Raw genomic sequence first — 15,086 nt, forward strand, 5'->3', positions numbered from 1 at the left:
AACGTTTGCAACCATCCTCCCTATCGACGACCAGGAGGGCAGCGTGGCAGTGACGATCCGGCAGGTGGCGCAGGCGGCCGGGGTGTCGGTCTCGACCGTCTCCCGCGCGTTCACCGCCCCTGATCAGGTGCAGCCGCAGACCCTGCAGCGCATCAGGGACGCGGCCGCGAAGCTGGGCTACACGCCCAATCCGGCGGCCCGCTCGCTGCGGGGCGGGAAGACCGAGTCGCTCGGACTGATCATCCCGGACATCACCAACCCGTTCTTCCCACCGATCTTCAAGGCGATGCAGGCCCGTGCCCGCAGGCTCGGCTACACCGTGCTGGCCGCCGACACCGACGAGCGGGAGTCCGACGAGCTGGAGACCATCACCGCGGTCTCCAAGCGGGTCGACGGCATGATCCTGTGGGCCTCCACCCTCTCGGAGGACAGACTCGCCGAGCTGGCGGAGACCATGCCGGTGGTGCTCGTGAACCGGCACGTGCCCGGCATCCCCGAGATCCAGATCTCCCTGACCGCCGGCATCTCCCAGGCGGCGGAGCACCTCAAGGCGTACGGCCACACCAGGTGCGTCTTCGTCAACGGGTCACGGCCCGAGCTCAGCCGTGGCAAGTCGATAAGAGAGGCGTTCGAGGCGCACGACCTGTCCCTCGTCGAGTTCGGTCCCTACGAGCCGCGCTTCGAGACCGGCGTGCACGCCGCCACCTTGGTCACCTCCTCCGACGCCACCGCGGTGCTCGCCCACAACGACCTGGTCGCGCTCGGCGTGCTGCACCAGCTCGCCAAGCTCGGCGTCGACGTGCCGCGCGACGTCAGTGTGATCGGCATAGACGACACGCTGCTCGCCGAGACCTCCACCCCGTCGCTGACCACCATCCGCATCTCGGCCCAAGAGCTCGCCACCCACGCCGCCGACCTCCTGCTCGACACCATCGGCGGGCGAGCCGGCGGCCGCGTCGTGGAGATCGGCTCCCGGCTCATCCCCAGATCCTCGACCGGTCCCGCCGGCCGCTGACCGAAGGTCCGGCCCCCCGGTACGGCACGCCGTACCGCCATCCGTCATGCCGTCATTAGCACCATTTTTCCTGCTATGACCTGAACGCGGGAGTTCAGATGAAGAAGATCACCGCCTCCCTCGGCGTGGCCATCCTGGCCACCGCCGTCGCCGCGTGCGGATCGTCCGCCGGTTCCGGGCAAGAGTCCGGCACCGTCACCCTCAGAGTCCAGGGCATGCCCCCGGCGACCGACAAGCCAGGCCTGGCCGCGTTCGAGAAGATGGTCGCCGACTTCGAGAAGCAGAACCCCGGCATCGCCGTCGAAGGCTCCTCGGCCGCCTACGACCCGCTGACGTTCTCCGCCAAGCTGGCCGGCGGCAAGGTCGAAGACGTGATCAAGGTGCCGCTCACCGAGCCCCAGGGACTCATCGCCCGCAAGCAGGTCAAGCCGCTGACCGCGGAGCTGGCCAAGTGGCCGCACTACAAGGAGTTCAACCCGCAGGTGCTGCGGCCGCTGAGCGACTCCGGGGGCGAGGTGTACGGCGTGCCCCAGTCTCCCTTCGCGATGGGGCTCGTCTACAACCGTGAGCTGTTCGAGAAGGCCGGCCTCGACCCTGGCAAGCCTCCGGCGACCTGGGAGGAGGTCCGGGCCCACGCCAAGCGGATCGCCGAGAAGACCGGCAAGGCCGGGTTCGTGCACGAGTCCAAGAACAACCAGGGCGGCTGGCAGCTCACGAAGCTGACCTACGCCTTCGGCGGCGAGATGGAGAAGCAGTCCGGCGACACCTGGGTGGCGGCCTTCAACGCCGAGCCGACCCGGCAGGCGCTCACCCTGCTCAAGGAGATGCGCTGGACCGACGACTCCATGGGAGACAACCAGCTCAACGACCAGAACGATGTGATCAAGCGGTTCGCCGCCGGCGAGATCGGGATGTATCTGGGCACGCCCGGCACCTACCGGCTGGCCAAGATGACCTACGGCATGCCGAACATCGACGCGTTCGGCATCGGGCCGCTCCCCCAGGCGGGCGGGAACGCCACGCTGACCGGCGGTGACGTCTACATGGTGCCCAAGTCGGCCTCCGCCGAGAAGACGGCCGCGGCCGTGAAGTGGCTGCTGTTCGCCTACGCCCAGCCGCAGTACGACACCGGCGCCGCCGCCGAACGGGCCAAAGCGCTGGCGGCCGACCCGAACGCCGCCGTGGGCGTGCCGACGCTGCCGATGTTCAACGAGGTCCGGCAGGCCCAGATCGACGAAGCCGTCAAGCCCTACGTGAACGTCAAGCTCGAGCACTTCCAGCCCTGGATCGAGGGCACCCCCAAGCTCCAGCTCCGCGCCGAACCCCCCGTGCGGGCACAGGCCGTCTACGCCGTGCTCGACAGCGTGGTGCAGGCCGTGCTGACGGACCGGGACGCCGACGTCAACACCCTCCTCGGCAAGGCCGAAGCCGACGTGAACGCCAAGCTCGCCGCGAGCCGGCAGTGACCGTCGCCCCACACCTCGCTCGCCGCGAGCCGGCGGTGACCGCCGCCCCGGGCCGCCACGGGCCCGGGAGAAGGCGGGGGACGCCCGTCATGGCGTTCCTCTTCCTCGTGCCGGCCTTCGTCGCCTTCGGGGTGTTCTCCTACTGGCCGATGATCCGGGGGTTGCTGATCTCCTTCCAGGAGACGAACCTGGTCGACCCGGCGACGTGGGTGGGGCTCGACAACTTCACCGCGCTCGTCCGGGATCCGCTGCTGTACACGGCGATCGCGAACACCCTGCTGTTCGTCGGGCTCGGACTGCTCATCGGCTTTCCCGCCCCGCTGATCCTGGCCACCGTCATGTCGACGGTGCGGAAGGGCGCAGGGGTCTACCGGTTCCTGGTCTACCTGCCGGTGGTGATCCCGCCGGTGGTGGCGATCCTGCTGTGGAAGTGGTTCTACGACCCGGGGCACGGCCTGTTCAACGAGCTGCTGGGCCTGATCGGCGCAGGTCCCCTCCCCTGGCTGGAGTCGCCCAGGACCGCGATGCTCAGCCTGGTCATCCAGTCGACCTGGGCCTGGATGGGCAGCACGGTCCTCATCTACCTCGCCGCCATGGTCACCATCCCCGCCGAGCTCTACGAGGCGGCGCAGATGGACGGCGCGTCGATCGCGCGCAGGCTGTGGCACATCACTCTGCCCCAGCTCCGTCCCACCATCGGCCTGCTGCTCCTCCTCCAGTTGGTCAGCACCACCCAGGTGTTCACCGAGCCCTACGTGTTCACCGACGGCGGGCCTGAGAACAGCACCCTCACGATCCTCCTGCTGATCTTCAGGTACGCCTTCCGTGACGGCGCCTACGGCCAGGCCGCCGCGCTCGCCTTCCTCCTGGCGATCTTCCTCGGCCTGATGTCCGCGATCTACCTGCGGGCCACCCGCACCTGGGGCTCCGCATGAGCCTGATCTCCCACGTCGAGGAGCGCCGGCCGGCGGTCAGGGCGGCCGTGCGCACGATCCAGTGGCTTACTTTGGCCGTGCTCCTGCTGATCGGCATCGGCCCGCTCTACATGACCGTCAAGGGCGCGGTCTCCCCGGCCACCGACCTGATCGCCAAACCCCTCGAGCTCTGGCCCGGCGACCCCCGGCCGGAGAACTTCGGCACGGCCTGGAACGACCTGGGCATCGGCCACTACCTGCTCAACACGGTCCAGGTCGTCGGCGGCTCCTGGGCCGTCCAGATCATCGTCGCGATCACCGCCGGCTACTCCCTGTCGGTCCTGAAACCCGCGCTCGGCAAGCTGATCTACGGCGCGATCCTGGCCACGATGTTCGTCCCCTACACGGTCTCGATGACCAGCCTCTTCCTGACCATCATCGACCTGGGACTCGTCGACTCCTACTGGTCGATCTGGCTGCCCGCGGGAGCCAGCGCCTTCAACGTCCTGCTGGCCAAGCGCTTCTTCGACGCGCTGCCGCCGGAGCTCTTCGCCGCCGCCAGGGTGGACGGCGCCAACTCCTGGCAGCTCCTGACCAGGATCGTGCTGCCGATGAGCCGCCCGATCCTGGCCGTCATCAGCCTGATCGCGATCATGCACAGCTGGAAGGACTTCATCTGGCCGCTCGTGGCCATCACCGATCCGGACAAGCAGCCCATCAGCGTGGCCCTGGCCACGCTGGCCGACCAGGCGCCGCAGGACGTCCTGATCGCCAGCATGGCGCTGGCGCTGGCCCCGCCGGTCCTGCTGTTCCTGGTCTTCCAGAAGTACGTCGTCGCCGGGCTCGGTTTCACCGGCGTCAAAGGCTAATCATGAAAGGCAGAACCCCCCATGCCTGAGGTCTCCCGTCGCACCCTCATCCAGGCCGCCGCGCTCACGGGCGCAGCGTCCGCACTCACCGCCACCTCCGCCCAGGCTGACGCCCTTTCGATCTCGGCCGACGGCATCACGCTCGTCGCCGAGGCCGACGGCTCGATCGTGGTCCGCGACGGTGCGGGAGCCGATCGCCTCAGGATCGCGCACTTCATGATCAAGGACAGCGTGCTCGGGCAGCAGCGCACGTTCGGGGGCACGCCGAGCTTGATCACCGTGGACGGGCGGCCCGCCCTCCAGGTGGTCTACAAGATGTCGGCGAGCGCCTCGGCGGTGACCGTACGCGGGACGTTCACCGTGGCCGCCCGCCGGGCGAGCCTGCGGTGGGAGGTGGGCGGCAGCGCCACGCTGACTCCCAGCGGCTACATGTTCTCCCGCACACTGATCGGCAACACGGCGCCGGAGACGTACGTGCCCGCCACGGTCTGGACGAAGGACGCCCGCGGCGGCGTCCCGTACGAGATCAACGCGGGCTCGCTCTACCGGGAGACGTGGGCCGGCACGAGCGCCTGCTTCCGGCTGGCGTCCTCCAATCCGGCGTTCACCAACGCAAGCTGGATCCACGCGCCGGCGGGCGCGGACGGCGCGACCCAGGTGGAGCTGGTCGTCGGCGACATGCGGCCGGGCGCGGCCAACGCCGTGGCGACCGCCGCGCCGCTGGGCGTGGACGTGTGGAGCGAGCAACCCTTCGGCCTCTACGACCCCGGCGCCACCATGTCGATCAACGCCCAGGTGGTCAACGGCGGCCCGGCCGCCAAGCCCGTCACCCTGACCTGGTGGGCGCGCGACTTCAACGGCACCGTGCTCGGCACCGGCCGGCTCGGCAAGACCCTCGGGCCCGGTGAGGCGTGGCAGGAGACGTTCGCCGTGCGAGGCTGCCCGCAGGGCATCGTGTTCACCGAGGTCAAGGCCACCTCGGGAGACGAGGAGGCGTTCGCGCGGACGAACCTGGCCACGTTGCGGCCGTACGCCTACGACAGTGACGGCAAGTTCGGCATCGCGAACTACACCTGGCTGCTCGTCCCTGACAAAAAGCAGGTCGGCAAGCTGATGCAGAAGATCGGCGTCAAGTGGGTGCGCATCGCCTACGGCGGCGCGCCGGGCATCCCGCCTGCTGAACTGGACGCCCTGGGCATCCGGCACAACGTCCAGCTCGGCGGGGTGATCTTCAATGGCACCGCGGAGCAGATCGCCGCGTGGGCGGACGACCGCGCGCGGATCGTGCGTCAGTCCGGGGCGACCTATTTCGAGGTGGCGAACGAGCTGAACCAGCCGTGGATGTCGGGGCAGAAGGCGGCCGAGTACGTACGCGACGGCCTGAAGCCGATCCACGACAGGCTCAAGGGCTCCGGCATCAAGCTGATGAACTGCGGGCTCGGCGGCATGGACTACCGCTGGACGGCGAACTTCCACGCGGCCGGCGGCTGGGATCTGATCGACGTGTTCGCCTTTCATCCGGGCCGGGGCAACTTCACCGCCGACTACGCTCCGCCGCCGGAGGAGTGGGAGCAGGGCTCGAACGGCTCCTACTGGAACTTCCTGGGCGCGCTGCGCAAGGCCCGGCAGACCATCGACGAGTACGGCGGCGACAAGGAGCTCTGGCTGACGGAGGCGTACGCCTGCACCCGGCCCAACCACTGGTGGAACGACACCCACCGCCAGGCCGCCGAGAACACGCTGCTCCAGCTCGCGCTCTGCCTGTCTGAAGGCGTCGACGGCGTCAACTGGTACCAGCCCCACGACAGCACGATCCATCACCCGCAGGAAGCCGACCCCAAGAACCCCGAATACCACTTCGGGCTGCTGAATCGCGACACCAGCGCCAAGCCCGTGCTGCTGGCGCTCGCGACGGCCACACGTCACCTGGAGGGCGCGACCTTCAAGCGCTGGCTCACCTTCGCCGACCCCGAGCTGAAGGGCCTGCTGTTCGACACGCCGCGGGGCAAGCTGGCGATCCTGTGGAGCCGGAAGGACGGCTACATCCTCAACCGGGACCACGGTGCGGACCAGTGGTATCCGCACCCCGAAGCCTGGGTGGACCACTGGCCCACCAAGACGTCCCTGTCGCTGAAGACCTCCGGGCCGGCGGTCCGGGAGATCGACTGCATCGGCCAGGAACGCACCATCACCGCCAGCGGCCGCCGCGTGGAGATCACGTTGGACGGCGCCCCGCGTCTCTACTACGGGTTGGAGCTATGAGATCGGAAACCCTTTCGCGCGATGTGACCGTGGTCGGCGGCGGCCTGGCCGGCGTCAACGCCGCCGTCGCGGCGGCCCGGCTGGGCCGTACGGTCGCCCTGATCACCAACAGGCCCGTGCTCGGCGGCAACTCCAGCAGCGAGGTGCGGGTCTGGGTGGTCGGCGCGACCGGGCACGGCAAGAACCACAACGCCCGCGAGGGCGGGATCATGGGCGAGCTCTTCCTGGAGAACCAGTACCGCAACCCGCAGGGAAATCCCTACTTCTGGGACACGACCGTTCTCGATCTCGTGAGGCAGGAGCCGAACATCGCGCTCCACCTCAACACGGACGTGCGGGAGGTGTCGTGCGCGGAGGGGCGGATCAGCTCCGTGACCGGCTGGATGATGGGCTCGGAACGACTGATCACCTTCGAGTCGCCGATCTTCCTGGACTGCACCGGCGACGGGCTGGTCGGCCACCTGGCCGGTGCGCGCCACCGGATAGGCCGTGAGGGCCGCGCGGAATACGGCGAGCCGTGGGCGCCCGAGCTACCGGACGACATCACACTCGGCAGCACCCTGCTCTTCTACACCAAGGACGCGGGCGAGCCGGTCCGTTATGTCCCGCCGAGCTTCGCCAAGGACATCACCGGGACCTCGATCCCCGAGCGGCGCATCATCAGGGCGGGCGACAACGGCTGCGCCTACTGGTGGATCGAGTTCGGCGGCGAGCTGGACACCGTGCACGACAACGACCGCATCCGCGACGAGCTGTGGTCGGTCATCTACGGCATCTGGGACTACATCAAGAACTCCGGGAGGTTCGACGCCGAGACGATGACCCTGGAGTGGGTGGGGGCGCTGCCCGGCAAGCGGGAGTACCGGCGTTTCCTCGGCGACTACGTGCTCACCCAGCATGACGTGCTGGGCCAGACGCCCTTCGAGGACCGGATCGCCTTCGGCGGGTGGTCGATCGACCTGCACCCGCCGCAGGGCATGTACGCGAGGGAGGACGGCGCGAAGCAGCGTTACGCCGACGGGATCTATCACATCCCCTACCGGTCCATCTATTCGCAGAACGTGCCCAACCTGCTCATGGCCGGGCGGAACATCTCGGCGTCGCACGTGGCGTTCGGCTCGACCAGGGTAATGGCCACCTGCGCCACGATCGGCCAGGCGGCCGGCACAGCGGCCGGGTTGTGCGTGGCCGGCGGCGTCGCGCCTCGGGAGCTCGACGTGCACGACCTGCGGACGACCCTCCTGCGGGAGGACGCCTCCATCGTCGGCCTGCCGTACGAGGATCCGTCGGATCTCGCTCGTACGGCTACCGCCTCCGCGTCGAGCACGCTGTCCCGGTTCGAGGTGGAGACCTCGGCCGAGCCCTGGCCGCTGGAGGCCGACGCCGGGTTGATCCTGCCGGTCGACCCGGCTCTGGACGCGGTGGAGCTCCTGCTCGACGCGGCCGCCGGGACCGAACTGGTCGTGGATCTCTACGATCCGGGGCTGGGCCAGAACTACGTGCCGAGGGAGCTGATCACCTCGCGTGCCGTTCGGGTGGAGCCGGGGAAGAATCAGTGGCTTCGCGTGGATCTGTCGTTCCAGCCGGATCAGGCGCAGAACGTGTTCCTGCTGATCCGCGCGAACCCCGACGTCTCCCTCCAGGTCGCCGACCGGCCCACGCCCGGTGTGCTCTGTCTGACCCGGGTTCCGCTCCGCCCTCAGGACGAGGCGCCCCAACCGCTGCGGGAGTGGTCCGACGCGGGTCTGCTGCGCCGGACGTTCTGCTTCCGTAGCGGCCCGACAGGTGCCTTCGCGCCCTCGAGGGCGCTCGACGGCTTCCAGCGTCCTCATGCGGGACCCCATATGTGGGTGTCGGGCGAGTTGCCCGCCACCCTCGAATTGTCCTGGCCCGCGCCGGTGACGGTCGGCCGCGTCGACGTGCTCGCCGACGACGACGTGAACGAGGACCTGATCAACCTGCACCACCATCGCACGCCGTTCGAGGTCATGCCGACGCTGGTCCGCGACTACCGGGTGGAGGCACGCCAGGGCGACGGCTGGCGTACGGTGTCCGAGGCGCGCGGCAACCGGCGGCGCCGCAACGTCCACGACGTCGAGCCGGTTACCACCGATGCGCTGAGAATCGTGGTGGACTCCAGCAATGGGACGCCGTACGCCCATGTCGTGGCGGTTCGCGTGTATGAGTAGACGCATGAAGCGTGTCCTGGTCACCGGTGCTGCCGGCCGTATCGGCCGGGCCCTCCTCGACCTGCTCGAGCAGCAGGGGATCCCGGCCAACGTCCTCGTGCTGGAGAATCCCGGAGACCTGAAGGCCGACCTGGTCGTCGAGGGGACCGCGACGGACCCGCACGCCGTGCGAGCGGCCCTCGCGGGAGTGGAGGCGGTGATCCATCTCGCGGCCATCCCCAGTCCCGAGCGGCATCCGGCCGAGGAGGTCTTCGCCACCAACACGCAGGCCACCTACACCGTGCTGGAACAGGCGGGCCGGGCCGGGATCATGCGGGCGTGCACGGCCAGCAGCACGGCGATCTCCGGGCTGCCGTTCGCCGCGCGCGCCCTCCACCCGCCGTACGCGCCGGTGGATGAGGAGCAGCCGCCTCTGCCCGAGGATCCCTACGCGCTGTCCAAGCAGGTCGACGAGCTGACCGCCCACATGATGACGCGACGCCACGGCATGTCGGTGGCCGCCCTGCGCCTGCCGTATGTCGGCGGCTTCGACGAGCGCCTCCTCGACTTCGCGGGCAGGTGCGAGCTGGACCCCGGCCTGCACGCGGCCGGCCTGTGGGCCTACCTGGAAACCCGGGACGCCGCCCGGGCATGCCTGCTCGGGCTCGGCCTCGACGGTTTTCACGTCATCACCGTGGCCGCCCCGGAGACCCTGGTCTCCCACCCCACCGAGGACCTGCTCCGCCGTTTCCACCCCACGACCGACATCCGCCGTCCACTGCCCGGACGCACGGTCCCCCTGGATCTGACCAAGGCCACCGCCCTTCTCGGCTTCAGCGCGGAGTTCCGCGTCTGAAGCCACGGGTGGGTGAGCCCAGGGCGGAATAATCGGTTGCCGTTCAGTGCTGATGATCGCACTATGTTCCTCATGTTCCTGCGCGCTCGCCTGACGACACCCGCCCTGGCGGTGGGTGTGCTCGAGCGTGTCCGCGACGGCCTGGAGCGTTGACCTCTTCCCGTGAGTCCTGAGGTGACCCGGCGGGGGGAGGTTGCCGGCCCCGAGCACGGGTCACACGGAAACCAGGTCTCAAGGAAGGAACCATGGCCAAGCAGGCCTACGTACGGAACAAGCCGCATCTCAACATCGGCACGATGGGGCACGTCGACCACGGCAAGACCACGCTGACCGCCGCGATCACGAAGGTGCTGGCGGAGCGCGGGCAGGCGACGTACACGCCGTTCGAGCGGATCGACCGGACCCCGGAGGAGGCCTCCAGGGGGATTACGATCAACATCTCGCACGTCGAGTACGAGACCGCCACGAGGCACTACGCCCACGTGGACATGCCGGGCCACGCCGACTACGTGAAGAACATGATCACGGGGGCGGCGCAGCTCGACGGCGCGATCCTCGTCGTGTCCGCGCATGACGGGATCATGCCGCAGACCAGAGAGCACGTGCTGCTGGCCAAGCGGGTCGGGGTGGAGCACCTCGTCGTGGCCGTCAACAAGGCCGACGGCGCCGACCCGGAGCTGACCGACCTGGTCGAGCTGGAGCTGCAGGAGCTGCTGGCCGAGCACGGCTACGACGGCGTCCCGATGGTACGGGTGTCCGGGCTGCGGGCGCTGGAGGGCGACCCGGTCTGGACGGCGTCGGTGGAGGCGCTGCTCCAGGCGGTGGACGAGCACATCCCGGTGCCGGTGCGGTACGTGGACGCGCCGTTCCTCATGCCGGTCGAGAACGTGCTGACGGTCACCGGCCGCGGCACGGTCGTCACCGGCGCCATCGAGCGGGGCACGGTGCGGGTCGGCGACACGGTGGAGGCGGTCGGGTTCGGCGACGGGTTCAGCGCCGTCGTCACCGGTGTCGAGACGTTCGGCAAGACGATGGAGCGGGGCGAGGCCGGTGACAACGCCGCCGTGCTGCTGCGCGGGGTACGCCGCGAGCAGGTGCGGCGGGGCATGGTGCTGGCCGAGCCGGGCAGCCAGCGGGCCCGTACGTCGTTCACCGCCCGCGTCTACCTCCTGACTCCGGAGGAGGGCGGGCGGCGCAGGCCGATCGTGTCCGGGTACCGGCCGCAGTTCTACCTGCGGACGACGGACGTTCCCGGGGAGCTCCGGCTCGACGCGGACGCCCGGCCGGGTGACACGGTGGACGTGGTGGTCGAGCTGGGCAAGCCGGTCGCCGTCGAGCCGGGGCTCGGGTTCGCGATCCGCGAGGGCGGGCTGACGGTGGGCGCGGGCACGGTTCTCACCGTGTCCGGCTCGCCCACCGGTTGAGCCGCCCGGGTCCCGCATCGGCTACGCCGGGTTCCGCGAAGGCGCGGGACCCGGCGTTCCGTCGTTCGGGACCGGCCGGACCTGGGTTCAGGCCGGGTCGAACCGGAGCGTGAACGACGCGGTCCGAGCTCTCAGCTCGTACTGCGGCAACGTGCCAGGACCGCAGGTGGCGGTCCCGATGCCCTGGTGGGCGAGGTCCAGGTGGAGGTGCACCCGATCCCTCGCCACCAGGTCAGGCCGGTGTGTGGCGGCGGCCAGCTCATCGACGCTCCAGCGCCGCGCCGTCATCCCGAAGACCGGATCCCCGGACACCGTGAACGCCCCGAAGTCGGCCCACCGCACGTCGGCCCGGTGCCCGTTCTCCTGCGGGTAGACGTACGGGACCTGCAGCTCGTCGATGGTCTTCGTCCACCGCCCGACCCGCGCGGCCATGCCCGTGTCCGGGTAGGCCTCCCCCGGCCCTCGCCCGAACCAGGTGACCCGGTCGACGGCGGTGCCCGGCAGTGTCATGGTGAGGCCGAGCCGCGGGATCGGATCAGGCCAGTCGCCCTCGGGCTCGATGTCCACGTTCAGCAGCAGGCTGCCGTCCGTGCCGGGCGTCCACCGGTACGTCGCCCGCATGCCGAGGTCGGTCGCGGCAGGCGCGACCCGGGTGCGGACGGTCAGCGAGTCCCCGGTCTCCACGGCGTCCACGCGGTGGGTGAGCCGGTGCAGGCCGAGGGCGCGCCACTTGCCTTCGAGGCCGCCGTACCTGTCGTTGTCGGTCGGCGCCCGCCACAGGTCGAGCCGCGGTCCCTCCACGTCCAGGCCGAACAGGCGCACGAGCCGCCCGGTGGTGGCGTCGAACGCCGACCCGCCGGCCACGATCGCGCCGCCCTCCCGCGCGAACGCGAGTGCCGGCGGCGGCCCGGCCGTTCCAGGCCCGGGCGGCGACAGGAGCGTCTGGCCCCATGCGATCTCGTGGCCCGCTTCCGCCCACGGCTGGTCACCGGCGAGCCGGGCGCGGACGGTCAGCCAGCGCTCGCCCGAAGGCCCAGGCGGCACGTCGGGCAGCTTGACGTCGCCGCCGCCCGCCGGCACCTCCAGCCGGTGCTCGGCGACCTTCTCCCCCTCCACCTCGACGGTGGCGAGGAACTCCAGGTGGGTCAGGTCGCGGAAGTCGTAGCCGTTCACGACCCGCACGACCCCGCCACCGAACTCGAACGTGACCGGCTCGAACACCTTCTTCAGGTCGATCAGCCCGGGCGACGGCGTGCGGTCGGGGAACACGAGCCCGTCGATCACGAAGTTCGAGTCGTGGACGGCCTCTCCGTAGTCGCCGCCGTACGCGTACTCGAACTCCGGATGCACGATCCCGTGGTCGATCCACTCCCAGATGAACCCGCCGGCCAGCCGCGGATACCGCTCGAACAGCTCCTGGTACTCGGCCAGCCCGCCGGGCCCGTTGCCCATGGCGTGGGCGTACTCGCACTGCAGGAACGGCATCGCCCGCCGCCGCGCATCCAGCTCCGGGTCGTCGAGGGGGCCCTCGGCCAGGCGGCCGATGGCCTCGACCTCGGCGTGGGAGGCGTACATGCGCGAGTAGACGTCGGTGTGCGCGCACGACCAGTCCCCCTCGTAGTGCAGGGGGCGGGACGGGTCGCGTTCGCGGGCCCAGTCGGCCATGACGGCCAGGTTGCGGCCGACGCCGGCCTCGTTGCCGAGCGACCACATGATGATGCTCGGGTGGTTCTTGTCCCGTTCGACCATGCGGCGCATTCGGTCGAGCAGCGCGTCGGCGTACCGCGGGTCGTCGGTGGGGTTGCCGCGCCAGCCGACCTGGCCGAAACCGTGCGTCTCCAGGTCGCACTCGTCGATCACCCACAGGCCGAGCTCGTCGCACAGGTCGAGGAAGGCGGGATGGGGCGGGTAGTGGCTGGTCCTGACGGCGTTGACGTTGTGCTGCTTCATCAGCTGCACGTCGGCGCGCATGGTCTCGTACGGGACCGCGCGGCCGTGCTCGGGGTGGAACTCGTGCCGGTTCACGCCCTTGAGCAGCAGCGGGCTGCCGTTGGCCATTAGCACGCCGTCCACGATGGAGATCGTGCGGAAGCCGACGCGCAGCCGTACCGTCTCGTCCGGGAACGTCACGACGGCGTCGTACAGACGCGGGGTCTCGGCCGTCCACGGCTCGACGTCGAGCGTGATCTCCACCCCGGGCTCGAGGCCGGCGACGCCGAGCTCGGGGACGCTGAGCAGGCCGCCCGCTCCCTCGAAGCTGAGCCTGCCGTCGTGGGAGGCGTGCACGAAGACGTCGGCGGCGGAGCGGGTGAAGGTGACGTCGCGGAAGATGCCGGGCAGCCACCACATGTCCTGGTCTTCGAGGTAGCTGGCGGCCGACCACTGGTGCACGCGCACGGCCAGCACGTTGTGCCCCGGACGCAGCCAGGGGCCCGCGTCGAACTCCGCCGGCAGCCGGCTGCCCGTCCAGAAGCCCAGCTCGTGCCCGTTGAGCCAGACCCGGGCGAAGGACTCGGCGCCCTCGAACCGCAACCGTCCGCCCGTCCAGCCCTCAGGCAGGTCGAACGTGCGGCGGTAGTCCCCGGTCGGGTTCTCGTCGGGGACGTGCGGCGGGTCGACCGGGAACGGGAAGGAGACGTTCGTGTACGCGGGCGCGCCGTGCCCGTGCAACGGCCAATGGGACGGGACCGGCAACTCGTCCCAGCCCGCGTCGTCGTAGCCGGGCTGGGCGAAGTCGTCGGGGACGTTCGCGGTGGGTGAGAGGCGGAAGCGCCACGTCCCGTTGAGATCGAGGGCGGGCGCGTCGGTGCTGAGTGCTGCCCGGGGTTCGAGTAGTCCCGAACCGGGGGTGAAAGTTTCGAGATCCATCGTCGCCGAGCCTAGAGCTTCGGGAGCGTTTTGGGCAGCGATGAGTTCTGTGTCCGTACCGATTCTCAGGATCCGAGACCGTACACGCGGCGGGCGTTCTCGCCGCCCACCATCGCGGCCACCCGTATGGCCTGCCCGACCGACCACTCCCCTTCGGTCACGAACTCCCCCAGGACCCGCGCCATGGCCCGCCGCCACAGCAGCGCGCCGAGGTGGTGCAGCTCGGCCGGGCCCCAGGCGTCCGACGAGAAGAGGACCTTCGCGAACGGCGCCGCCTCCAGACTCTCCGCCACCAGCGCCACGCTGCGCGCGCCCGTGAAGGTGACACCCAGCCCGACGTCGAAGAAGACGTTGGGGTACGCGTGCGCCAGGAAGCCGGCGTGCCGCTGGTACGGGTAGCAGTGCAGCAACAGCAGCGGCACCCCGGCCGGCTCGGCCAGCTCGATCAGTCCACGCAGCAGCAGCGGGTCGGAGCGGCGCAGGTCCAGGTCGGGGTCGCCGTACCCGATGTGGAACTGCAGCGGCAGCCCCCGGTCGATACCCGTCCAGATGAGGTGCCGCAGCAGCACCGGGTCGGCCAGCCGCCCGCCCGCCGCGAACCAGCTGCCGGCCGCCTCCGCGACCTCGTCATCCGTCGGCCGGGACGGGTCGAAGTCGAGTCCGTGGCGGTAGGCGGCGATGCTCTTGAGCCCGCGTGCCGTCCGGGTGCGTTCCCACAGCGCCTCCTCGAACCGCCCGGCGAACGCCCACGCCGCGCACCCTTCCGCGGCCACCTGCTCGGCCACCGCCTCCAGCCGCACGACCTCGTCGGCGGGCACGCCGGCCGCCTCGGCCATGCCTGAGGGGCCGAGCACCTCCTCGCTCCGGTAGCCGGTCTCGACGAGGAAGTGCCCGATGCCGCTCGCGCCGAGCAGCAGCCGGTTGACCTCGTCCACGCCGAGCCTGGCGCGTCTGGCGAGGTACTCCTCCGGCGTGCAGTGCGGGTCGAGGCCGAGCACGGGGGCGCAGTGGCGCAGGATCGCGTACCCCACCTGGGAGTCGAACTGGGTCATCCACTCGGGGATCGGCCGGTCGGACTCGGTGATCAGCCCCTCGAACGCCCTGCGGGACAGGTCGCGGGCCGAGACGCCGTGCACGTGGTGGTCGACCAGCCGCAACTCCTCGATGGAGCGGGCGAGGCCGCCGGGGACGAGCTCGGGCTCAAGGGACACCTGGCCAGGATATGAGAGCGTCCCCGCCGTCCC

10 protein-coding genes are annotated in these 15,086 nt (G+C 70.2%); 8 read left to right on the forward strand and 2 right to left on the reverse strand.

The features are described 5' to 3' along the window. Positions 1–43: 43 nt before the first annotated feature. The 8 genes from ETD86_RS06570 (at position 44) to tuf (ending at position 10,974) form a co-directional block, all read left to right on the forward strand. Positions 44–1,015 (forward strand): LacI family DNA-binding transcriptional regulator, encoded by a 972-nt coding sequence (locus ETD86_RS06570; RefSeq protein ID WP_211369864.1) that lies wholly within the window; start codon positions 44–46, stop codon positions 1,013–1,015. Between the two features lie 98 nt (positions 1,016–1,113). Next, positions 1,114–2,481, forward strand: a complete 1,368-nt coding sequence (locus ETD86_RS06575) for an ABC transporter substrate-binding protein (RefSeq protein WP_138665197.1) — start codon at positions 1,114–1,116, stop codon at positions 2,479–2,481. 89 nt (positions 2,482–2,570) lie between these two features. Further along, positions 2,571–3,416 carry a carbohydrate ABC transporter permease gene (locus ETD86_RS06580; RefSeq protein WP_138665198.1) on the forward strand — a complete coding sequence of 282 codons (846 nt, stop codon included), beginning with the start codon at positions 2,571–2,573 and terminating at the stop codon, positions 3,414–3,416. Then, positions 3,413–4,264: a carbohydrate ABC transporter permease gene (locus ETD86_RS06585; protein WP_138665199.1), complete on the forward strand. Its 852-nt coding sequence runs from the start codon at positions 3,413–3,415 to the stop codon at positions 4,262–4,264. Before ETD86_RS06580 ends, ETD86_RS06585 begins: the two co-directional genes overlap by 4 nt. Positions 4,265–4,285: 21 nt before the next feature. Further along, positions 4,286–6,526: a hypothetical protein gene (locus ETD86_RS06590; protein WP_138665200.1), complete on the forward strand. Its 2,241-nt coding sequence runs from the start codon at positions 4,286–4,288 to the stop codon at positions 6,524–6,526. Continuing rightward, positions 6,523–8,715, forward strand: a complete 2,193-nt coding sequence (locus ETD86_RS06595; protein ID WP_138665201.1) for an FAD-dependent oxidoreductase — start codon at positions 6,523–6,525, stop codon at positions 8,713–8,715. Before ETD86_RS06590 ends, ETD86_RS06595 begins: the two co-directional genes overlap by 4 nt. A 4-nt stretch (positions 8,716–8,719) precedes the next feature. Further along, positions 8,720–9,550: an NAD-dependent epimerase/dehydratase family protein gene (locus ETD86_RS06600; RefSeq protein WP_138665202.1), complete on the forward strand. Its 831-nt coding sequence runs from the start codon at positions 8,720–8,722 to the stop codon at positions 9,548–9,550. Positions 9,551–9,795: 245 nt separating this feature from the next. Next, complete coding sequence (tuf, locus tag ETD86_RS06605) at positions 9,796–10,974, forward strand: elongation factor Tu (RefSeq protein WP_138665203.1); 1,179 nt, start codon at positions 9,796–9,798, stop codon at positions 10,972–10,974. A gap of 87 nt (positions 10,975–11,061) precedes the next feature. On the opposite strand, the gene ETD86_RS06610 is transcribed toward tuf, so the two are convergent. Beyond that, positions 11,062–13,842, reverse strand: coding sequence for a glycoside hydrolase family 2 TIM barrel-domain containing protein (locus ETD86_RS06610; RefSeq protein WP_138665204.1), 2,781 nt, complete (start codon positions 13,840–13,842; stop codon positions 11,062–11,064). 65 nt (positions 13,843–13,907) lie between these two features. After that, on the reverse strand, positions 13,908–15,053 hold the full coding sequence (locus ETD86_RS06615) for an amidohydrolase family protein (RefSeq protein WP_138665205.1): 1,146 nt from the start codon (positions 15,051–15,053) through the stop codon (positions 13,908–13,910). Positions 15,054–15,086 lie beyond the last annotated feature (33 nt).

The sequence above is a fragment of the Nonomuraea turkmeniaca genome (genome assembly GCF_005889735.1).
GTDB lineage: Bacteria > Actinomycetota > Actinomycetes > Streptosporangiales > Streptosporangiaceae > Nonomuraea > Nonomuraea turkmeniaca.